Consider the following 20,814-nt stretch of genomic DNA (forward strand, 5'->3'; position numbering starts at 1 on the left):
AAACGCTTGCGGCCTGTGCCGGACGCCACCAGCCTGGGCCGCATGACGCATCACATGGCACGCCTGGACCATGTCGTCCTCTGGGTCGCGGATCCGGTCGCCGCGGCCGGCTTCTACGAGCGGATGCTCGGCCTGGAGCCGCTGCGGATCGCCGAGTTCACCGCGGGAGAGGTGTCCTTCCCCTCTGTACGCGTCAACGAGGAGACGATCCTCGACCTCGCGCCGCACACCCTCGCCGAACGCATGCCGGCGCTTCCCGGCGCCGCCGACAGCGCGGGCCACCCGGTGAACCACATCTGTCTGTGCCTGCCGTCCGACGCGTTCGGCGCCCTGCGCGCCCGCCTCGCGGAGCACGCCGTCCCCATGACCGACATCGGCCACGGCTCCTTCGGCGCCCGCGGGAGGGCCCCGCGCAACTTCTACTTCCGCGACCCGGACGGCAATGTCATCGAGGCCCGGCACTACGACTGACCGTCGCTCCCGCCGAGGCGCCTCAGAACAGCGGCTCGGGCAGGACGCCCTCCAGGGCGAGCAGCTTCCGCTTGGTCTCCAGACCGCCGCCGAACCCGCCGATGCCGCCGTCGCTCTCCACCACCCGGTGACACGGCACGACGACCGGCAGCGGATTGGCCCCCATCGCCGCGCCCACCGCCTGCGCCCCGCCGGGCTGCCCGACCCGACCGGCCAGATCGCCGTATCCGACCACGCTGCCGTACGGGACGCCGGCGGCCAGTTCGCGCAGCACCTGCCGGTTGAAGCCGGAGATCAGCGACCAGTCCAGCGGCAGGTCGAAGTCCTGCCGCTCGCCCGCGAAGTACGCCCGCAGCTGGCGTATCGCCTCGGCCAGCACCGGCGCCGCGGCATCCTCGACGGGCTCGGCGCCCAGCCGGGCCGCCAGCCGCTCCACAGTCCGCTCCCGCACCGCGTCCGTGGCGTGGAAGCCCACGGTGACCAGGCCCTCGCGGGTCGCCGCCAGCAGCAGCGGACCGATGTCGGTGCTCACAACGGCCCACACCACCCGCTGCTCGTACTGCCCTTCGCTGTCCATGCGACCCACCGTACGACCCGCCACTGACAACGCCGTCCCTCCCGGCCCCGCTCAGTTCGCGCGCAGCGCGGCTTGCACCACGTCCGGCTTGTTGGTGATGATCCCGTCGACGCCGTAGCCGACGGCCTTCCAGGTGGTGGCCGCGTCGTTCACCGTCCAGGTGAAGACACGCAGCGGCCTGCCGTGCGGGCCGTCGAACGAGTGCACGGAGGCCACATAACCGGCGGAGATCGACCCCACCGACGGGTTGATCAGGTCCGTGAAGCGCGCGTACCGGTCCAGGGACGTCACGGGCGGTGTGCCGAGGTAGCCGGTCGTCACGGCCGGCCTGAGCCCGTGCACGACGCGCAGACTGTCCGCGCTGAAGCTCTGCACGACGATCCGGCCGAGGTGCGGACCGTCCAGCCAGCCCTCGTTTCCCAGCAGCTTGACGATCTGCCGCTCGATGCCCGGGTACAGCTCCGGGTTCTTGATCTCCAGGAGCAGTTTCTCGTGGTTGTGCTCGATCCTGTGCATGTATTGCGCCAGCGTGGGCACGCGCGTGCCTGTGTACGAGGGTGAGAACCAGCTGCCCGCGTCCAGCCGGGCGATCTCCGCGGCGGTGAAGTCCTTCACCTTCCAGGGCGCCCGGCCGGGGAAGACCTGTTCGGCGTTCGTGGTGCGCGCGAGGCTGTCGTCGTGAAGGACGACCAGTCGGCCGTCCCTGGTGCGCTGGACGTCGTTCTCGACCCAGGTGAAGCCCAGCTCGGCCGCCTTGTCGACGGCGGCCAGCGTGTTCTCGGGCGCGTAGGCGCAGGCGCCCCGGTGGGCGAGCACCGTGGGCTCGCGCGCGTCGCCCGCCCGGGCGGCGGGCACGGGGCTGAGCAGGGCGGCCGTGCCCAGCAGCGCGGTGGTCGTGGCGGCGACGGCACGCGCGTGCATGCGTACTCCTCACGTCGGCGAATACGGACAGCACAAGAGTGACAGCAGGGAGTCAACGATGGTCGGGTACGGGATGGCCACAGATTGAATGGAGTTAACCAAGTCCGCTCACCGGTGCCGCACAACTGCGGCAAGGCCGTGTTTCTTTGCCGGAAAATCGTTCGACCATTCCGGTGCGGGTCATACTCTCTGCGTCAACCCTGACTGCCCGGGCGGTCCTGGGACGGGGGCGCATATCAAATATTCCGGGACGCAAAGGGTGAAGGGCAGCCACGTATGCAGGGCACGGTCGACGGATTCAGCTATGGGGTCGTCACCCCGCTGGTGGCCTACGTGATGGCCTGCCTCGGCGGTGCCCTGGGGCTGCGCTGCACGACCCGGGCGATGCTGGTGGCCCAGTCCTGGCGGCCCGCCTGGCTCGCCCTGGGGTCGGCCGCGATCGGCTCCGGCATATGGACCATGCACTTCATCGCGATGATGGGGTTCAGCGTCAAGGAGACGCCGGTCCACTACGACAAGGCGATCACCTTCGCGAGCCTCGGCCTCGCCATCGTCATGGTGGGCGTCGGGATCTTCATAGTCGGCTACCGGGGCGCCACCGGAACCGCGCTCTTCACGGGCGGCACGATCACCGGCCTGGGTATCGCCTCGATGCACTACCTCGGCATGGCCGGCCTGCGCCTCAACGGGACCCTGGAGTACAACACGCTCACGGTGGGCGCGTCGGTCGTGATAGGGGTCGTGGCCGCCACCTCGGCCCTGTGGGCGGCCGGACAGATCCGCGGCTTCCTGCGGAGCGTCGGCGCGAGCCTCGTCATGGGACTCGCCGTCAGCGGCATGCACTACACCGGCATGGCCGCCATGAGCGTCCACCTCCACCACACCGGTGGCACGCCCCCCGGCGACTCGCCCGCCTCCCTGCTCGCTCCCATGCTGATCGGCCCGCTGGCCTTCCTCTGCCTCGCGGCCGCCGTCGTGGTGTTCGACCCCATGATGATCACCGGCAGGCCCGACCGGTTGCGTGTGGAGCACAAGCCGGGTGTCCCGGCCGACGAGGTCACCCACCACCCGAGCCGCCGCCCGCAGCTGCGCATCGGCCGCCAGCAGAGCCACCACAGCTCGCGCACTCCGCAGAATCGCTGATCAGAGCCTGTTGTCAGTGCGGGGTCGTACGGTGGAACCCATGCGGCCCGTTTCCCACATCGAACGCACGGTGGCGCCCTTCGAGGTCGTCAGCCCGTACCAGCCCAGCGGCGACCAGCCGGCGGCCATCGCCGACCTGGCCAAGCGCGTCGAGGCCGGTGAGAAGGACGTCGTCCTCCTCGGCGCGACCGGCACCGGCAAGTCCGCCACCACCGCGTGGATGATCGAGAAGCTCCAGCGCCCCACCCTGGTGATGGCGCCGAACAAGACGCTGGCCGCCCAGCTGGCCAACGAGTTCCGCGAGCTCCTCCCGAACAACGCGGTCGAGTACTTCGTCTCGTACTACGACTACTACCAGCCCGAGGCGTACGTCCCGCAGTCGGACACCTACATCGAGAAGGACTCCTCGATCAACGAGGAGGTCGAGCGACTGCGCCACTCCGCCACCAACTCGTTGCTCACCCGCCGCGACGTCATCGTGGTCGCCTCCGTGTCCTGCATCTACGGCCTCGGTACACCGCAGGAGTACGTCGACCGGATGGTCCCGCTGCGGGTCGGCGACGAGATCGACCGCGACCTCCTGCTGCGCCGTTTCGTCGACATCCAGTACACGCGCAACGACGTGGCGTTCACCCGCGGCACCTTCCGCGTCCGCGGCGACACCATCGAGATCTTCCCGGTCTACGAGGAGCTCGCCGTCCGCATCGAGATGTTCGGCGACGAGATCGAGGCGCTGTCCACGCTGCACCCGCTCACCGGCGAGATCATCAGTGACGACCAGCAGCTGTACGTCTTCCCGGCCTCCCACTACATCGCGGGTCCCGAGCGCCTGGAGCGGGCCGTCAACGACATCGAGAAGGAGCTGGCGGAGCGCCTCGCGGAGCTGGAGAAGCAGGGCAAGCTCCTGGAGGCCCAGCGGCTGCGCATGCGCACCACGTACGACATCGAGATGCTCCGCCAGATCGGCAGCTGCTCCGGCGTGGAGAACTACTCGATGCACTTCGACGGCCGCTCGCCCGGCTCTCCGCCCAACACCCTGCTCGACTACTTCCCGGACGACTTCCTCCTCGTCATCGACGAGTCGCACGTCACCGTGCCGCAGATCGGCGCCATGTACGAGGGTGACGCCTCCCGCAAGCGCACCCTCGTGGACCACGGCTTCCGGCTGCCCTCCGCCCTGGACAACCGCCCCCTGAAGTGGGAGGAGTTCCAGGAGCGGATCGGGCAGGCGGTGTACCTGTCGGCGACCCCCGGCACCTACGAGCTGTCCCGCGGGGACGGCGTCGTCGAGCAGATCATCCGTCCCACCGGCCTCGTCGACCCGGAGGTCGTCGTCAAGCCGACCGAGGGCCAGATCGACGACCTGGTGCACGAGATCCGCAAGCGCACCGAGAAGGACGAGCGCGTCCTGGTCACCACGCTCACCAAGAAGATGGCCGAGGACCTCACCGACTACTTCCTGGAACTCGGCATCCAGGTGCGCTATCTGCACAGCGACGTCGACACCCTGCGCCGCGTCGAGCTGCTGCGCGAGCTGCGCTCCGGCGAGTACGACGTCCTGGTCGGCATCAACCTGCTGCGTGAGGGCCTCGACCTGCCCGAGGTGTCCCTGGTGGCCATCCTCGACGCCGACAAGGAGGGCTTCCTGCGCTCCGGCACCTCGCTGATCCAGACCATCGGCCGCGCGGCGCGCAATGTCTCCGGCCAGGTCCACATGTACGCCGACAAGATCACCCCGGCGATGGAGCGGGCCATCGACGAGACCAACCGCCGCCGGGAGAAGCAGGTCGCCTACAACACGGCCAACGGCATCGACCCGCAGCCGCTGCGCAAGAAGATCAACGACATCGTCGCGCAGATCGCCCGGGAAGAGGTGGACACCGAACAGCTGCTCGGCTCGGGCTACCGCAAGCAGAAGGACGGCAAGGCGGCCAAGGCCCCCGTTCCGGCTCTGGGCGACAAGGCGGCCAAGGGCGCGAAGGCCGGCAAGGCGGCCAAGGGCAAGGCGAAGGAGACGGTGCCGACCGACCGTCCGGCGGCCGAACTCGCCGAGCAGATCGAGGAGATGACGGAACGTATGCGTGCCGCCGCCGCGGATCTGCAGTTCGAGATCGCGGCCCGGCTGCGTGACGAGGTCTCCGAGATGAAGAAGGAACTGCGCCAGATGAGGGAGGCGGGCCTGGCCTGAACCCGAGCTGCCGCCTGACCCCGGCAAGGGCGCGAAGTGTTGCAACACCGACACAAACCGCGGGCCGGGGTTCGGCACTGTCAGCGGCGCTGCATAGGGTTTTGGACAACCGCGCACTTCGCGGCAACCGGGGACATCCGACGAGGGGACAGCAGCCGTGACCGTCAACATGACCAAGGGTCAGGCCATCAGCCTGGAGAAGAAGGACGGCGGCTCCCTGAGCGCGGTCCGCATGGGTCTTGGTTGGAAGGCGGCACCCCGGCGCGGGCTGTTCGGCTCGCGCACCCGGGAGATCGACCTGGACGCCTCGGCGGTGCTGTTCGCCGACAAGCAGCCGGTCGACGTCGTGTTCTTCCGTCACCTGGTGAGTGACGACGGCTCCGTCCGGCACACGGGCGACAACCTCGTCGGCGGCGCGGGGCAGGGCGGCGACGACGAGGCCATCCTCGTCGACCTCGCGCGCGTCCCGGTCCACATCGACCAGATCGTCTTCACCGTCAACTCCTTCACCGGCCAGACCTTCCAGGAAGTGCAGAACGCCTTCTGCCGGCTGGTCGACGAGACCAACGGCCAGGAACTCGCCCGCTACACGCTCGACGGCGGCGGCGAGTACACCGCCCAGATCATGGCGAAGGTGCACCGGACCGGCTCGGGCTGGACGCTGACGGCCCTGGGTGTGCCGGCCAAGGGCCGCACCTTCCAGGACCTGGTGCCCACGATCCTGCCGGTCCTCTAGGAGAAGCCCCGCGGCGCACGACGACACGACATACAGGGGGACATGGGCGATGGCGGCCGAGCTGGCGCGCGGGCAGAACCATCCACTCTCGCGGAACCGGATCGAGATCCGGATCTCGGCCGATGTGCCGGTCGTGACGGGGGCCACCCTCGCCGACGACACCGGCCGGGTGCGGGACGCCGACCGGGTGGCCCATCCGGGCGCACCCACCCTGCCCGGGATCGAGGTCTCCCGGCAGGCGGCCGCCGAACACCGGCTCGCCGTCGACCTCGACGCCCTGCCCGAGACCGTGCACCGGGTCAGCGTCCTGATCGCCCTGCCCGCAACCCCCGGCGGCCCGCTCCGCTTCGGCGCCATCGCTCCGCCGCGCGCCGCGGTCACCGGCCTCGACGGCACCGAGGTCGCCGGCTACACCCTCGCCGGCCTGGACGCCGAGTCGGCCGTCGTGGCCCTGGAGCTCTACCGCCGTCAAGGCGCCTGGAAAATCCGCGCGGTGGGCCAGGGCTACGCGGAAGGCCTCACCGCGCTCTTCGCCGACCAGGGCCTGCCCCAGGGCGCCGAACTCGCCTGCGGGATCGAGGAAGCGGTGGCGCGCGGTGTGGCCCGGGCAGTCCCGGTGCGCACGGACACCGGCCGCTCCCGCCGTACGGCCGGCTCCGCCGCCGGCCCCGATCCGTCCGGCTCCGTCGCCGGTTCCCCGTACGACGTTCAGGCACCCGGCGACGGCAGCGACCAGCCGATCCCTTCCGGCGGACCTGGCGGACCTGGCGGACCTGGCGGACCTGGCGGACCTGGCGGTCCCGGCGGACCGGAGCCGGTGCCTGGTGACGGCCTCTCCCCGGTCTCTGATGGGCCCGCTGCCGCTGCCGCTGCAACGTCCGCCGGCGCTCCCCTCGACTACACGCATCCGAAGCGCCGCCAGGCCTCCCCGTCCACGGCCTCGGCGGCGCCTGCCCCGGTCGACGGGCCCGTGCCGCCCGTCGCGGGCGATGCGGTCGGCTGGTCCATGGACGAGCGGCTGTACAACCAGGTCTGGGGCATGTTCGAAGACCTGGCCCGCTCCACCGCCGCGTACCGCAGTGCCGTCGACTTCGCCGAGTCGCGCTTGGAGAAGGAGCTCGACCAGGTCCTCGCCGACCCACGCAGCCGTCTGGGCTCGACGGGGGACGCCGCACGCGAGACGGCCCGCGCCCGGCAGGCCCAGCTGATCGACCAGGCCCAGGCGGCCCTCGACCGCGACCTCGCCCAGCTCACCGCCGAGTCAGAAGTCGTCGAGCCCGCCCTGCCACCGGCGTACGCACGCTGGGACAACCCCGTCTGGCACGTCTACCAGGTACCGACGGAGCCGCCGATGGCCGTGCGACTGGGCGACCTGCACCTTGCGGAGAGCGACCCGCTGCGCATCCCGATGCTGGTCCGGCTGCCGCTGGAGCGGGGCCTTTGGATCGACAGCGGCCTCACCGCGCCGGTCGACGGTGCCTTTCCCGACGCCGGTGAGCTGCGGCACCTCGCTCTGCAGACGGCGGTGGCGCTCGCGGCCCGGCTGCTCGCCGTGCATCCGGCCGGGGAGTTCGGCGTACAGGTCATCGATCCGGCCGGTTCCGGTGCCTCCGCACTCGACCCGCTGACGGGAGCCGGTGTACTGGCCCGGCCGCCCGCGACGGGTGCCGCCGGTGTGGCGGACGTGTTGGGGCGGCTGACCGAGCGTGTCGACCTGGTGCAGATGGCTGTGCGCGGCGGCGCGGCCGACGCCCTGCCGCCCGGTCTGGACACCTCGCGGCAGTTGCTTGTCGTCAACGAGTTCCCGCACGGTTTCGACGACCGGGCCGTCACCCAGCTGCGCTATCTCGCGGACGAGGGCCCGGACGTCGGTGTCCATCTCCTGCTGGTCGCAGACCGCGAGGACGCCGCCGCCTACGGACCGTTGCTCGATCCGCTGTGGCGTTCACTGATGCGACTCACGCCGGTACCGGACGATCACCTGGCCGACCCGTGGGTGGGGCATGCCTGGACGTACGAGCCCTGTCTGGTGCCGGCCGGCAGCCAGATGCTCCAGCAGGTGCTCAACCAGGTCGCGATCGCTTACACCAAGCGTATGTAAAGTCCTCCGAACAGGCAGTTTGGTCTTTCTTTTACCAATCGCTTTACCGTTCCTTGGTGATTGGGGTACTGTTTTCCTCACGGAGGGGAGTACTCCCTGTCTGCTGCGGCGTACCCGTCAATACGGATCCGACCGGATCCCGGGGCGTCGGCCCGTCTCGGGTGGAAGAGACCTCCGGCAGCGACGACGCTGACCCTTTGCCATTCACGAACCGGAGGCGCAGTGGATGTATCCGTGACCCTTTGGGTCCTCACCATCTTGGGTCTGGCCGCCCTGATCGCGGTCGACTTCTTCATCGGCCGCAAGCCGCATGACGTATCCGTCAAGGAAGCCGGAATCTGGACCGTCGTCTGGATCGCCCTGGCCGGACTCTTCGGCCTCGGCCTACTCGTCTTCGGTGGCGGCCAGCCCGGCGGCGAGTTCTTCGCGGGCTTCATCACCGAGAAGTCGCTGAGCGTCGACAACCTCTTCGTCTTCGTCCTGATCATGGCGAAGTTCGCCGTGCCCTCGCAGTACCAGCAGCGGGTGCTGCTCGTCGGCGTCCTGATAGCCCTGGTCCTGCGGGCTGTCTTCATCGCCGCGGGCGCCGCGATCCTCGCCAGCTTCTCGTGGGTGTTCTTCCTCTTCGGCGCCTTCCTGATCTGGACCGCCTGGAAGTTGATCCAGGAGGCCCGGGCCGACGAAGAGGAAGAGGAGTTCGAGGAGAACAAGCTGCTCAAGGCCGCGGAGCGCAGGTTCGGCGTGGCCGACCGCTACCACGGCACCAAGCTGTGGATCCAGCAGAACGGCAAGCGCGTCATGACCCCGATGCTGGTCGTGATGCTTGCGATCGGTACGACCGATGTCCTGTTCGCGCTGGACTCCATCCCCGCGATCTTCGGCCTGACACAGGACCCGTACATCGTCTTCACGGCCAACGCCTTCGCGCTGATGGGTCTGCGGCAGCTGTACTTCCTCATCGGCGGACTGCTGAAGAAGCTGGTCCATCTCTCCTACGGCCTGTCGGTCATCCTGGGCTTCATCGGCGTCAAGCTCGTGCTGCACGCCCTGCACGAGTCGGGCGTCCACGTCCCGGAGATCAGCATCCCGGTCTCGCTCGGTGTCATCTGCGCGGTCCTGATCGTCACCACGATCACCAGCCTGCGGGCCTCCAGGAAGCAGGCGGCGGCCGAGGCGGCGCAGACCCGGAGCGAAGGCGCTCCGAAGGACAGCATCGACGTCTGACCACGTCGGACGTAGGAACAACCACCCCGTGGAGCGGTGCGAAGCGCATTGCCGACCCACCGCTCCCGGTGCTTCGTTGGGTGGCGGAGCGCCCCCGGTCGGGGGCGCCGCCATACGGTGGAGGCAACCGTGACATTCGTCCAGATCATCGACTTCGAGACCGACCGCATCGAGGAGATGAGGGCCCTCGCGGACGAGATGGGCAACCAACTCGCCGGCGGTGAGAACAGTCCGACGCGCCGACTGATCCTGGGGGACCGGAGCCGGCCCGGCCACTACCTGGGCGTGATCGAGTTCAACTCCTACGAGGAGGCCATGCGCAACAGCGACGACCCCGAGACGAGCAAGTTCGCCGAGCGGATGGCCGCCCTGTGTACCCGCCCGCCGTCTTTCACCGACTGCGACGTCGTGGACATGACCGACTTCACGTAACCGTTCGACCGACCGCACCCGTACGACCCGGGGGTCGTGCCGCGCCGACGGCGGGCCCCCGGAGCCCGAAAGGATCGGAATGCGAACCCGGTACGCCTCTGCCACCATCGCTGCATGATCACTCGGCTCGGGTCGCTCACCACTCAGTGGACGTTCCTCGTGCCGGTGCTCGCGGTCGTCCTGCTCCTGTTCACCTGGGGCCGTGATCTGCCCGGCGCGGTCGTCGCACTGGTGACCGTGGTTCTCGCCGGATCCGTCCTCGCCGCCGTCCACCACGCCGAGGTCGTCGCCCACCGGGTCGGGGAACCGTTCGGCTCCCTGGTCCTCGCCATCGCCGTCACGATCATCGAAGTCGCCCTGATCGTCACCCTCATGGCAGACGGCGGCGACAAGAGTTCCACCCTGGCCCGGGACACCGTCTTCGCCGCCGTGATGATCACCTGCAACGGCATCGTCGGCATCTGTCTCCTCGTCGCCTCGCTGCGCTACGGCACCGCGGTCTTCAACCCCGAGGGCACCGGCGCCGCCCTCGCCACCGTGGCCACCCTGGCCACGCTCAGCCTGGTCCTGCCGACCTTCACCACCAGCAGGCCGGGCCCGGAGTTCTCCGGCGTCCAGCTGACCTTCGCGGCCCTGTCCTCACTGATCCTTTACGGCCTGTTCGTCGCGACCCAGACCGTGCGGCACCGCGACTACTTCCTGCCGATCACCCGGCAGGGCGAGGTGATCGACAGCGACGACCACGCCGAGGCCCCCTCCGCGCGCACCGCCTGGATCAGCCTCGGCCTGCTGGGCCTCGCCCTCGTCGGCGTCGTCGGACTGGCCAAGGGCGTGTCGCCGACGATCGAGTCGGGCGTGGCGGCGGCCGGCCTGCACCAAGCCGTCGTCGGTGTGATCATCGCCCTGCTGGTGCTGCTCCCCGAGAGCATCGCCGCCTTGCGCTCCGCCCGCCGCGACCGAGTGCAGACCAGCCTCAACCTGGCGCTCGGCTCGGCGATGGCCAGCATCGGGCTGACCATTCCCGCCGTCGCCCTCGCCTCCATCTGGCTCTCCGGCCCCCTGGTCCTCGGCCTCGGCGCCACCCACATGCTGCTGCTCGCGCTCACCGTGGTGGTCAGCTCCCTCACGGTCGTGCCGGGCCGGGCCACACCCCTCCAGGGCGGCGTCCACCTGGTGCTGTTCGCCGCCTACCTGGAGCTGGCCGTCAACCCCTAGATCACGACGATCATCCGGTGACCGGCTCGGCCGCCGCCACCGGCACCGGGCGCGTCTCCGGCAGCAGCGCGAAGCAGCCGAGGCTCAGCAGCGCGATCGCCGTCAGGTACGCCCCCACGGACCACGGCACGCGCCCGCTGTGCTCCGCCAGCGCCGTCGCCACGATCGGCGTGAGCGCGCCCCCGAGGACCCCGCCGAGGTTGTAGCCGACGGCGGCGCCGGTGCAGCGCACCCGGGGCTCGTACAGCTCCGGCAGATAGGCGGCGACGACCGAGAACATGGTGATGAAGGCGATCAGCGCGCCCGTGAATCCGAGGAACATCAACAGGGGCTCACCGGTCGCCAGCAGCGCCACCATCGGGAACATCCACAGCGCCGAGGCCGTGCACCCCACCAGGCACAGCGGCCGCCGCCCGTAGCGATCGCCGAGCAGGGCCATGACCGGCGTGAGCGAGCCCTTCACCACCACGGCCCCCATGATGCAGACGAGCATGACGGTACGGCTCACCCCGAGCCGGTCCGTCCCGTACGCCAGCGACCAGGTGGTCACCGCGTAGAACACCGCGTACCCGACCGCGAGTGCCCCCGCCGTCAGCAGCACCAGCCGCCAGTGATGCCGTACGACCTCGGCGATCGGCACGCGCGCGTGGTCGTCGAGCTCCAGGAACCGAGGGCTCTCGGCGAGCGACGAACGCAGCCACAACCCGCTCAGCGCCAGTGCTCCGGCCGCCCAGAACGGCACCCGCCAGCCCCACTGCGCGAACTCCGCTTCGGACAGCGACGCCGACAGGGCCAGCATCACGCCGTTGGCGAGCAGAAAGCCGACGGCCGGGCCGATCTGCGGGAAGCTCGACCACAGGGCGCGCCGCCCGGGGGGCGCGTGCTCCGCGGTCAGCAGCACCGCCCCGCCCCACTCCCCGCCGAGCCCCAGCCCCTGCAGGAAGCGCAGTACGAGCAGCAGTACGGGCGCGGCGACGCCGATCGTGCCGTAGGTCGGCAGACAGCCGACCGCGACCGTCGAGGCGCCGGTCAGCAGCAGGGACGCGACCAGGACCGGACGCCGGCCACGCCGGTCCCCGATGTGCCCGAACAGCACCGAGCCCAGCGGCCGGGCCACGAACCCCACGCCGAACGTCCCGAACGTCGCCAGCGTCCCCGCGAGCGGTGAGAACGTCGGGAAGAACAGCGGCCCCAGGACGAGCGCCGCGGCGGTGCCGTAGACGAAGAAGTCGTAGAACTCGATGGCGGTCCCGGCGAGCGAGGCGGCCGCAAGCCGCAGCATCGAGGGAACCTTTACGGTGCGTACATCGTGCATGTCGCGTCAACTACCCACGGTGACCGTCAGTTACGGGGGCGCACGGCGCCCTTCGCGGGCGCCTCGGCGCACCGTGATAAACCGGTCTGAGCTGCGGTCCGCCCAGGACCGCTCATCGTCTGAACGGACCGGAGGAAGCGTGCCCCGCACCCTGGCCAACGCCCCGATCATGATCCTCAACGGGCCCAACCTGAACCTGCTCGGCCAACGCCAGCCCGAGATCTACGGCTCCGACACGCTTGCCGACGTCGAGGCCCTCTGCGTCAAGGCGGCGGCCGCGCAGGGCGGCACCGTGGACTTCCGCCAGTCCAACCACGAGGGCGAACTGGTCGACTGGATCCACGAGGCCCGCCGTGACCACTGCGGGATCGTCATCAACCCGGGTGCCTACTCGCACACCTCGATCGCCATCCTGGATGCCCTCAACACCTGTGACGGGATGCCTGTGTTGGAGGTCCACATCTCCAACATCCACAAGCGTGAGTCGTTCCGGCACCACTCCTATGTCTCCCTGCGGGCCGACGGCGTGATCGCCGGATGCGGTGTGCAGGGCTATGTGTTCGGCGTGGAGCGGGTGGCGGCGCTGGTCGGCGCCGCCACTGCCGACGCGTGACCCCTCAGAGCCGTCCGGCCTCCACGATCCGCCGCAGGAAGCGCCGGGTTCGTTCCTGCTGCGGGTCGCCGAACACCTGCTCAGCGGTGCCGCGTTCGAGTACGACGCCGCCGTCGAGGAAGCAGATCTGGTCGGCGACGTCCCGGGCGAAGCCCATCTCGTGCGTCGCCAGCACCATGGTCATGCCCTCCTCCTTCAGGCCACGGACCACGGTGAGCACCTCGCCGACCAGCTCCGGGTCGAGGGCGGCGGTGATCTCGTCGAGCAGCAGCAGCCGGGGCCGTACCGCCAGGGCGCGCACGATCGCCACCCGCTGCTGCTGACCGCCGCTCAGCCGGTCGGGGTAGGCGCCCGCCTTGTCACCCAGGCCGAGGCGCTCGAGCAGCTCCCTGGCCCGCTCCTCGGCCTCCGCGCGGGAGACGCCGTGCACCCGGCGCGGCGCCAGGGTGATGTTCTCCAGCACGGTCATGTGCGGGAAGAGGTTGTACGCCTGGAAGACCACGCCGATACGCCGGCGCACCGCGTCCCGGTCCGCGCGCGGGTCGGTGATCTCCTCGCCGTCCAGCCAGATCGCGCCGTCGTCGATCTCCTCAAGGAGGTTGGCGCAGCGCAGCAGCGTCGACTTGCCGGATCCGGAGGCGCCGATCAGCGCGGTCACCGTGTGCGGGGCGACCGCCAGGTCCACGTCCCGCAGCACCACCGAGCCGCCGAAGGTCTTGCGGACGGACTCCATGCGCAGGACAGGTGCGTCGCTCATATGGATCCTCCCTGGGCCCGCTGCCGGTCCATCCTGGCCGTCACCCAGTCCGTGAAACGGGTCATCGGGATGGTCAGCGCCACGAAGACCAGCCCGGCGACGATGTACGGCGTGTAGTTGAGGCTGCGGCCCACGATGATGTCCGCCGCGCGTACGGCGTCGATCGCACCGCCGATCGACACCAGGCCGGTGTCCTTCTGGAGCGACACCAGGTCGTTCAGCAGCGGTGGTACCTGACGTCGTACCGCCTGCGGAAGCACGACGTAGCGCAGGGCCTGCCGGTTGGTCAGGCCCAGCGAGCGGGCCGCCGCGCGCTGCGAGGGGTGGACCGACTCGATGCCGGCGCGGAACACCTCGGCGACATACGCGGAGTACGTCAGCGTCAGCGCCGTACCGCCCAGCAGCACCGGATCGACCGTCACACCCTGGAGTCGCAGCGCCGGGACGCCCAGGACCACGATCATCAGGTTGATGATCAGCGGCAGCCCGCGGAAGAAGTCGGTGTACGCCGCCGCGAGCGCCCGCAGCGGGAAGAACACCGGTCCGCGCAGCGTGCGCGCGATGGCGATCAGCATCCCGAGGACCAGTACGGCGGCACCGCAGACGACCAGCAGCCGGACGTTCAGCCACAGTCCTTCGAGGACCTTCGGAAACGCCTCGCGCGCGTACTGCCCGTTGAAGAACGTCTCCTTGGTACGCGGCCAGCCGGGCGCGCTCACGACGACCAGATAGAGCGCGGCCGCCGTGACCAGCGTCGAGAGCGCGGCGATCGCGGTGGCACGGCGGGCCCGGGCACGCCGGTAGCGCTCCCGCTCCAGCCGCCGTCCGGACGGGGTGTAGCCGTCGTCCCCGAGCTCGGACATGCCACTCGCGCCGTCCGCGCCCTCCCGTCCTGCCCCGTCCTTCGTGACGGTCACTTGAGCACCGGGGCGTCGACGGCGTCGGAGAGCCACTGCTGCTCGATCTTCGCCAGGGTGCCGTCCTTGCGCAGCGCGTCGACGGCGTTCGTGACGCACGAGGTGAGCGCGCTGCCCTTGTCGAGGACCAGGCCGAACTGCTCGGGCGTACCGCCCTGGTTCTCGAACTGGCCCACGATCTTCGCGTTGGTCACCTCGGCCGAGGTGATGTAGAAGGCGGTCGGCAGGTCGACCACGATCGCGTCCACCTGGCCGTTCTTCAGCGCCGACTTGGCCTGGTCGTTCTTGGCGTACACGGCGGGCTGCTGCGACGGCTTCACCACGTCGGTGATGTAGTCGAGGCTGGTGGTGCCGACCTGGGCGCCCAGCTTCAGCCCCGTCAGATCCGCGATGGTGGTCGCCTTCGCGGCCTTGCTGCCCTTCAGCGCGATGACCGCCTGGCGCACGTCGTAGTAACCCGACGAGAAGTCCACGGCCTTCTTGCGCTCGGTGCTGATGGAGACCTGGTTGATGTCGAAGTCGAAGGTCTTCACCCCGGGCGCGAACGCCTTGTTGAAGGGCACGCTCTGCCAGACGACCGCACTCTTGTCGTACCCCAGCTGCTTCGCCACGGCGTACGCGACCGCGGACTCGAAGCCCTCGCCGTTGGCCGGCTTGTCGTCCTTGAACCAGGGCTCGTACGCGGGTTCGTCCGTCGCGATCGTCAGCTTGCCGGACGTCTGGGTGGCCAACTTGCCCTTGGCGCAGGTGGTTCCGGCCGACGAGGAAGAACCGCCGGAGGCCTTGTCGTCCGGCTGCGGAGCGCAGCCGACAGCGGTGGCGAGCAGGGCTATGGTGGCGGCGGCGACAGCGCGGCGCAGTGCGCTAGGGGCAGGGTGCATGGCGGGAGAGTGACAGCGAAGGCCGCGTTTGTCCAGGTCAAGAGGGTATTTGTCCGCATACTGGGAACCGGTGTTGCGGTCGTGTGAACGTTGCCTGCTGCGGGTTGCGAGGTGATCACGCCGGGGCCGCCGGTCGAGGGCGGGGAATGGTGACCGGCGGCCCGTACCGCGCAGGAGCCGTCATCCTGTGCGGGGCTGTGACCAGTTGACCGTGCAACGGCGCGCGCGGGGAGCGTGCGCTGGACTCCGGCGCGTGCGAACTGTTCACACGGGGCGCGCGATGAGTCCGCGCGGGGCGTGTGGGGTCGTGCGCGCGGGGCGCGAGTGAAGGGGCATGCGCTGGGGGTGAGTTGAGAACCGCGGGCCGGGCGAACTGAGCCTCGTGCGCCGGGCCGCGCGCTCACACGGCTCACCCGGACGGCTCGCGCCCATGGCGCGCGCGCCTGGCGTTCACCACGCGCGCGTGCGCCCGTGCTCACCACCCCACACGTGCCTCCGCACTCACCACCCGCGCGCGTGCCACTCCGGCAGGTGCGGGCGCTCGGTGCCCAGCGTGGTGTCGTTGCCGTGCCCCGGGTACACCCAGGTCTCGTCCGGCAGCACGTCGAAGATCTTCGTCTCCACGTCGTGGATCAGGCTGGCGAAGGCCTTCGCGTTCTTGTGCGTGTTGCCGACTCCGCCGGGGAAGAGGCAGTCCCCGGTGAAGACATGCGGGTGGCCGTGCGGGTCGTCGTAGACCAGGGCGATGGAGCCGGGGGTGTGGCCGACCAGGTGGCGGGCGGTCAGTTCGACCTGGCCGACCCGGATGACGTCGCCGTCGTCGACGGCGACGTCGGTGGTGACCGGGATGCCGGAGGCGTCCTCGCGGCCCGCGTACGTCCGTGCGCCGGTGGTGGCGACGACCTCGGCCAGCGCCTGCCAGTGGTCGCCGTGCTGGTGCGTGGTGACGACGGACGCGATGCCGTCGTCACCGATCATCCCCAGGAGCGTCTCCGCGTCGTTGGCCGCGTCGATCAGCAGTTGCTCGTCCGTGGCGCGGCAGCGCAGCAGATAGGCGTTGTTGTCCATGGGCCCGACCGCGATCTTGGTGATCATCAGGTCCTTGAGCTCGTGCACGTCCGCCGGTCCGCCGACCGTCACCTCTCCGCTGTACGTCATGGCGGTCAGCCTATAGCGGGGAGTGGCCGGTGAGGTGCCGTGCGCTACAGCGGCGGAAGCGTGGGCAGGGTGCCGCCCCGCACCGTCAGGGCCGAGCCGTCACGGCGGCCGGCGAGCCAGCCGAGCAGATCCGCGGCGCTTCCTTCGACGCCGACCGGGCCTCCAGGAGCGCCGCCGCCGGTCGTCCAGACGCGGCCGCCGTCGGTGCGCAGTCCGGTGGAGGGGACGTCCCGGTGGCCGCCGAAGCGGTCCGCGAGGAAGTCGATCTCCCGCTCCGTGAACTCCTCCGGGAGGTCCTCCAGCTCGTACCCGATTCCCAGGTCGACATGGTGCAGCTCGACTTCGGCCCAGCGCCGGAACGGCACCGCCGCCGCCGCGTCGGTGACCCCGTTGCGCAGCTCCACCGTGCGCGTCCAGTCCGCGGGCTCGGCCCCTCTGGCCCGGAAGCGGGCATCGCTCTCGCGCAGGTCGGTGAGCTGGGCGTCGAGCGGGCGCGGGGCGTCACGCTCGATGTCGGCGTCCCGGGCATCGACGGAGACGTACATGGGACGTCCGTCGAGGACGTTCGTGAGCGCGTCCGCGTTGCGGGCGAGATGGGCCAGGACGTGGCCGACGGTCCAGTCGGGCAGCCGTGACGGTCGCGCTACGGACGCGTTGTCCAGTTTGGCGGCTGCGGTGAGGAGCCGGTTCGTCGCTTCCTGTACAGACACCAGGTCATGAGCGTGATCAACCATGGGGCTGACAGTAGTCCCGCCACACCTTCGGGTGAAGGTTTCGCGCCAGGTCCGTAAATCGAATGCGCGTGCTATATCGTCGATGGTGGCGTCGGGCATGCTGGATGGTCCGGGATTGTTTACGCATCCAGGAATCCGAACCGGCGTTGTCAGTGGCTCCCCCTAGTCTGAAGAAGCACGGGGCTCTGCCCCTGTCACTTCTCTCAAGAAAGGTGCGGACCGGCTGTGGCCGACCGTCTCATCGTCCGTGGCGCGCGCGAGCACAATCTGAAGAATGTCTCGCTCGACCTGCCTCGTGACTCGCTCATCGTCTTCACGGGGCTGTCCGGGTCGGGCAAGTCCTCCCTGGCCTTCGACACGATCTTCGCCGAGGGCCAGCGTCGCTACGTGGAGTCACTCTCCTCGTACGCCCGCCAGTTCCTCGGGCAGATGGACAAGCCGGACGTGGACTTCATCGAGGGTCTGTCCCCGGCGGTGTCCATCGACCAGAAGTCGACCTCGCGCAACCCGCGCTCGACGGTCGGCACCATCACCGAGGTCTACGACTACCTGCGTCTGCTCTTCGCGCGCATCGGCAAGCCGCACTGCCCCGAGTGCGGCCGTCCGATCTCCCGCCAGTCGCCGCAGGCCATCGTGGACAGGGTCCTGGAGCTGCCGGAGGGGAGCCGCTTCCAGGTGCTCTCGCCGCTGGTGCGCGAGCGCAAGGGCGAGTTCGTCGACCTCTTCGCCGACCTCCAGACCAAGGGTTACTCCCGCGCGCGTGTGGACGGCGAGACCGTCCAGCTCTCCGAGCCGCCGACGCTGAAGAAGCAGGAGAAGCACACCATCGAGGTGGTCATCGACCGTCTCACGGTGAAGGACACCGCCAAGCGCCGCCTCACCGACTCCGTGGAGACCGCGCTCGGTCTGTCCGGCGGCATGGTCGTGCTCGACTTCGTCGACCTCCCCGAGGGCGACCCTGAGCGCGAGCGCATGTACTCGGAGCACCTGTACTGCCCGTACGACGACCTGTCCTTCGAGGAACTGGAGCCGCGCTCCTTCTCCTTCAACTCGCCCTTCGGCGCCTGCCCCGAGTGCACCGGCATCGGCACCCGCATGGAGGTCGACCCGGAGCTGATCGTTCCGGACGAGGACAAGTCCCTCGACGAGGGCGCCATCCACCCCTGGTCGCACGGGCACACCAAGGACTACTTCGGCCGGCTGATCGGCGCCCTCGCGGACGCGCTGGGCTTCCGCACCGACATCCCCTTCGCCGGCCTGCCCCAGCGCGCAAAGAAGGCCCTGCTCTACGGCCACAAGACGCAGATCGAGGTCCGCTACCGCAACCGCTACGGCCGCGAGCGCGTGTACACCACGCCCTTCGAGGGCGCGGTGCCCTTCGTCAAGCGCCGGCACAGCGAGGCCGAGAGCGACGCCAGCCGGGAGCGCTTCGAGGGCTATATGCGCGAGGTGCCCTGCCCGACCTGTCAGGGCACGCGCCTGAAGCCGATCGTCCTCGCGGTCACGGTCATGGACAAGTCGATCGCCGAGGTCTCGGCGATGTCCATCAGCGACTGCGCGGAGTTCCTGGGCGAGCTCAAGCTCAACGCCCGCGACAAGAAGATCGCCGAGCGCGTGCTGAAGGAGGTCAACGAGCGGCTGCGGTTCCTGGTCGACGTCGGCCTGGACTACCTCTCGCTGAACCGCGCGGCCGGCACCCTCTCCGGCGGCGAGGCCCAGCGCATCCGCCTGGCCACCCAGATCGGCTCCGGCCTCGTCGGCGTCCTGTACGTCCTCGACGAGCCGTCGATCGGCCTGCACCAGCGCGACAACCACCGGCTGATCGAGACCCTGGTCCGGCTGCGCGACATGGGCAACACGCTCATCGTCGTCGAGCACGACGAGGACACCATCAAGGTCGCCGACTGGGTCGTCGACATCGGCCCCGGCGCCGGCGAGCACGGCGGCAAGGTCGTGCACAGCGGCTCCCTCAAGGAACTGCTCACGAACGAGGAGTCGCAGACCGGCCAGTACCTGTCCGGCAAGAGGTCGATCCCGCTGCCCGACATCCGCCGCCCGCAGGACCCGTCCCGCCGGCTCACGGTGCACGGCGCCCGCGAGAACAACCTCCAGGACATCGACGTGTCCTTCCCGCTGGGCGTGTTCACGGCCGTCACGGGCGTGTCCGGCTCCGGAAAGTCGACGCTGGTCAACGACATCCTCTACACGCACCTGGCTCGTGAGCTGAACGGCGCGCGGAACGTCCCCGGCAGACACACGCGCGTGGACGGCGACGACCTCGTCGACAAGGTCGTGCACGTCGACCAGTCGCCCATCGGCCGCACCCCGCGATCGAATCCGGCGACGTACACCGGTGTCTTCGACCACGTCCGCAAGCTGTTCGCCGAGACCACCGAGGCGAAGGTCCGCGGCTACCTGCCGGGCCGCTTCTCCTTCAACGTCAAGGGCGGCCGCTGCGAGAACTGCGCCGGCGACGGCACCATCAAGATCGAGATGAACTTCCTCCCGGACGTCTACGTCCCGTGCGAGGTCTGCCACGGAGCCCGGTACAACCGGGAGACGCTGGAGGTCCACTACAAGGGCAAGTCCATCTCCGAGGTCCTGAACATGCCCATCGAAGAAGCCATGCACTTCTTCGAGGCCGTCCCGGCGATCAACCGCCACCTCACGACGCTGAACGACGTCGGTCTCGGCTACGTCCGCCTCGGCCAGTCCGCGACCACCCTGTCCGGCGGCGAGGCGCAGCGCGTGAAGCTCGCCAGCGAGTTGCAGAAGCGCTCCACCGGGCGCACCGTCTATGTCCTGGACGAGCCGACCACCGGTCTGCACTTCGAGGACATCAGCAAGCTGCTGAAGGTCCTCGCCGGCCTCGTGGACAAGGGCAACACGGTCATCGTCATCGAGCACAACCTCGATGTGATCAAGACCGCGGACTGGGTCGTCGACATGGGTCCGGAAGGCGGTGGCGGCGGCGGCCTGGTCGTCGCGGAGGGCACGCCCGAGGAGGTCGCCGCCGTCCCGGCCAGCCACACCGGCAAGTTCCTGCGCGAGATCCTGGGTGCTGACCGCATCAGCGACGCCAGCTTGGTGAAGGCGCCGCGCAAGACGGCGGCGAAGAAGACGGTCGCGGCCAAGTCGACGGCGAAGAAGACGGCGACCGCCACGACCGCCAACAGCACGGCTACGAAGAAGGCGGCCGGGGTCACGAGGAAGGCGACGCCCGCGAAGAAGACGACGCGGGCCCGCAAGGCCTGAGCCCCCGGGTAACCGGCTCGGACAAATCCAGAAAAGTGCGGCGCCCCGTGGGAACTTCCCGCGGGGCGCCGCTCGTTCCACCATCAGCCGCCCGATCCCCGCGGCGACGACGAACCTTGACTCATCAACAGCGGAATCAGCGGAATCAGCGGTAGCGGCGAATCGGCGACGAGGAG

18 protein-coding genes are annotated in these 20,814 nt (G+C 69.6%); 10 read left to right on the forward strand and 8 right to left on the reverse strand.

The annotated features are described in order from the left end of the window. Positions 1-42 precede the first annotated feature (42 nt). On the forward strand, positions 43-471 hold the full coding sequence (locus AB0D59_RS22430; protein WP_362567970.1) for a VOC family protein: 429 nt from the start codon (positions 43-45) through the stop codon (positions 469-471). A 22-nt stretch (positions 472-493) separates the two neighbouring features. Here AB0D59_RS22430 and AB0D59_RS22435 read toward each other — a convergent pair whose 3' ends face one another. Beyond that, a complete protein-coding gene (locus AB0D59_RS22435; RefSeq protein WP_362567973.1) occupies positions 494-1,048 on the reverse strand; it encodes a methylated-DNA--[protein]-cysteine S-methyltransferase in 555 nt (184 codons plus the stop codon). Positions 1,049-1,099: 51 nt separating this feature from the next. Continuing rightward, positions 1,100-1,969 carry a glycerophosphodiester phosphodiesterase family protein gene (locus AB0D59_RS22440; protein ID WP_362567976.1) on the reverse strand — a complete coding sequence of 290 codons (870 nt, stop codon included), beginning with the start codon at positions 1,967-1,969 and terminating at the stop codon, positions 1,100-1,102. A 276-nt stretch (positions 1,970-2,245) separates the two neighbouring features. On the opposite strand from AB0D59_RS22440, the gene AB0D59_RS22445 reads away from it, so the two are divergent. From AB0D59_RS22445 to AB0D59_RS22475, 7 genes are all read left to right on the forward strand, one after another. Next, a complete protein-coding gene (locus AB0D59_RS22445) occupies positions 2,246-3,112 on the forward strand; it encodes an MHYT domain-containing protein (protein ID WP_362567979.1) in 867 nt (288 codons plus the stop codon). A gap of 40 nt (positions 3,113-3,152) precedes the next feature. Further along, positions 3,153-5,300: an excinuclease ABC subunit UvrB gene (gene uvrB / locus AB0D59_RS22450; protein WP_362567981.1), complete on the forward strand. Its 2,148-nt coding sequence runs from the start codon at positions 3,153-3,155 to the stop codon at positions 5,298-5,300. Between the two features lie 157 nt (positions 5,301-5,457). Beyond that, on the forward strand, positions 5,458-6,036 hold the full coding sequence (locus AB0D59_RS22455; RefSeq protein ID WP_362567984.1) for a TerD family protein: 579 nt from the start codon (positions 5,458-5,460) through the stop codon (positions 6,034-6,036). Between the two features lie 49 nt (positions 6,037-6,085). Further along, entirely contained in the window at positions 6,086-8,137 is a 2,052-nt protein-coding gene (locus AB0D59_RS22460) for a TerD family protein (RefSeq protein WP_362567986.1), read from the forward strand. 222 nt (positions 8,138-8,359) lie between these two features. After that, positions 8,360-9,361 (forward strand): TerC family protein, encoded by a 1,002-nt coding sequence (locus AB0D59_RS22465; RefSeq protein WP_362567989.1) that lies wholly within the window; start codon positions 8,360-8,362, stop codon positions 9,359-9,361. 129 nt (positions 9,362-9,490) lie between these two features. Beyond that, positions 9,491-9,793: a hypothetical protein gene (locus AB0D59_RS22470; RefSeq protein WP_362567992.1), complete on the forward strand. Its 303-nt coding sequence runs from the start codon at positions 9,491-9,493 to the stop codon at positions 9,791-9,793. A 114-nt stretch (positions 9,794-9,907) separates the two neighbouring features. Next, a complete protein-coding gene (locus AB0D59_RS22475; RefSeq protein WP_362567995.1) occupies positions 9,908-11,008 on the forward strand; it encodes an ionic transporter y4hA in 1,101 nt (366 codons plus the stop codon). A 10-nt stretch (positions 11,009-11,018) separates the two neighbouring features. On the opposite strand, the gene AB0D59_RS22480 is transcribed toward AB0D59_RS22475, so the two are convergent. Then, a complete protein-coding gene (locus tag AB0D59_RS22480) occupies positions 11,019-12,290 on the reverse strand; it encodes an MFS transporter (RefSeq protein ID WP_362567998.1) in 1,272 nt (423 codons plus the stop codon). A gap of 172 nt (positions 12,291-12,462) precedes the next feature. Between AB0D59_RS22480 and aroQ the strand changes: the two genes are divergently transcribed. Then, positions 12,463-12,936, forward strand: a complete 474-nt coding sequence (gene aroQ, locus AB0D59_RS22485; protein ID WP_362568001.1) for a type II 3-dehydroquinate dehydratase — start codon at positions 12,463-12,465, stop codon at positions 12,934-12,936. Between the two features lie 4 nt (positions 12,937-12,940). Here aroQ and AB0D59_RS22490 read toward each other — a convergent pair whose 3' ends face one another. The 5 genes from AB0D59_RS22490 to AB0D59_RS22510 all read right to left on the reverse strand — a co-directional run bounded on the left by AB0D59_RS22490 (position 12,941) and on the right by AB0D59_RS22510 (position 17,383). Continuing rightward, positions 12,941-13,693 carry an amino acid ABC transporter ATP-binding protein gene (locus AB0D59_RS22490; protein ID WP_362568004.1) on the reverse strand — a complete coding sequence of 251 codons (753 nt, stop codon included), beginning with the start codon at positions 13,691-13,693 and terminating at the stop codon, positions 12,941-12,943. After that, positions 13,690-14,610: an amino acid ABC transporter permease gene (locus tag AB0D59_RS22495; protein WP_362568006.1), complete on the reverse strand. Its 921-nt coding sequence runs from the start codon at positions 14,608-14,610 to the stop codon at positions 13,690-13,692. The genes AB0D59_RS22490 and AB0D59_RS22495 overlap by 4 nt, the downstream gene beginning before the upstream one ends. Next, positions 14,607-15,491: an ABC transporter substrate-binding protein gene (locus AB0D59_RS22500; RefSeq protein ID WP_362568009.1), complete on the reverse strand. Its 885-nt coding sequence runs from the start codon at positions 15,489-15,491 to the stop codon at positions 14,607-14,609. The genes AB0D59_RS22495 and AB0D59_RS22500 overlap by 4 nt, the downstream gene beginning before the upstream one ends. 501 nt (positions 15,492-15,992) lie before the next feature. Beyond that, complete coding sequence (locus AB0D59_RS22505; RefSeq protein ID WP_362568012.1) at positions 15,993-16,649, reverse strand: MBL fold metallo-hydrolase; 657 nt, start codon at positions 16,647-16,649, stop codon at positions 15,993-15,995. Positions 16,650-16,693: 44 nt separating this feature from the next. Beyond that, on the reverse strand, positions 16,694-17,383 hold the full coding sequence (locus AB0D59_RS22510) for a maleylpyruvate isomerase family mycothiol-dependent enzyme (protein ID WP_362568015.1): 690 nt from the start codon (positions 17,381-17,383) through the stop codon (positions 16,694-16,696). Between the two features lie 225 nt (positions 17,384-17,608). On the opposite strand from AB0D59_RS22510, the gene uvrA reads away from it, so the two are divergent. Further along, complete coding sequence (gene uvrA / locus AB0D59_RS22515; RefSeq protein ID WP_362568018.1) at positions 17,609-20,638, forward strand: excinuclease ABC subunit UvrA; 3,030 nt, start codon at positions 17,609-17,611, stop codon at positions 20,636-20,638. Positions 20,639-20,814: the final 176 nt, after the last annotated feature.

This window comes from Streptomyces sp. NPDC048417, assembly GCF_040651615.1.
In the GTDB taxonomy this organism is placed as follows: Bacteria; Actinomycetota; Actinomycetes; order Streptomycetales; family Streptomycetaceae; genus Streptomyces.

Coding starts and splice junctions, on each gene's coding strand:
- AB0D59_RS22505 (WP_362568012.1), bottom strand. CDS start 16,649: ATGACGTACAGCGGAGAGGTGACGGTCGGCGGACCGGCGGACGTGCAC.
- AB0D59_RS22430 (WP_362567970.1), top strand. CDS start 43: ATGACGCATCACATGGCACGCCTGGACCATGTCGTCCTCTGGGTCGCG.
- AB0D59_RS22490 (WP_362568004.1), bottom strand. CDS start 13,693: ATGAGCGACGCACCTGTCCTGCGCATGGAGTCCGTCCGCAAGACCTTC.
- AB0D59_RS22445 (WP_362567979.1), top strand. CDS start 2,246: ATGCAGGGCACGGTCGACGGATTCAGCTATGGGGTCGTCACCCCGCTG.
- AB0D59_RS22500 (WP_362568009.1), bottom strand. CDS start 15,491: ATGCACCCTGCCCCTAGCGCACTGCGCCGCGCTGTCGCCGCCGCCACC.
- AB0D59_RS22510 (WP_362568015.1), bottom strand. CDS start 17,383: ATGGTTGATCACGCTCATGACCTGGTGTCTGTACAGGAAGCGACGAAC.
- AB0D59_RS22475 (WP_362567995.1), top strand. CDS start 9,908: ATGATCACTCGGCTCGGGTCGCTCACCACTCAGTGGACGTTCCTCGTG.
- uvrB (WP_362567981.1), top strand. CDS start 3,153: ATGCGGCCCGTTTCCCACATCGAACGCACGGTGGCGCCCTTCGAGGTC.
- AB0D59_RS22480 (WP_362567998.1), bottom strand. CDS start 12,290: ATGCTGCGGCTTGCGGCCGCCTCGCTCGCCGGGACCGCCATCGAGTTC.
- AB0D59_RS22435 (WP_362567973.1), bottom strand. CDS start 1,048: ATGGACAGCGAAGGGCAGTACGAGCAGCGGGTGGTGTGGGCCGTTGTG.
- AB0D59_RS22460 (WP_362567986.1), top strand. CDS start 6,086: ATGGCGGCCGAGCTGGCGCGCGGGCAGAACCATCCACTCTCGCGGAAC.
- AB0D59_RS22440 (WP_362567976.1), bottom strand. CDS start 1,969: ATGCACGCGCGTGCCGTCGCCGCCACGACCACCGCGCTGCTGGGCACG.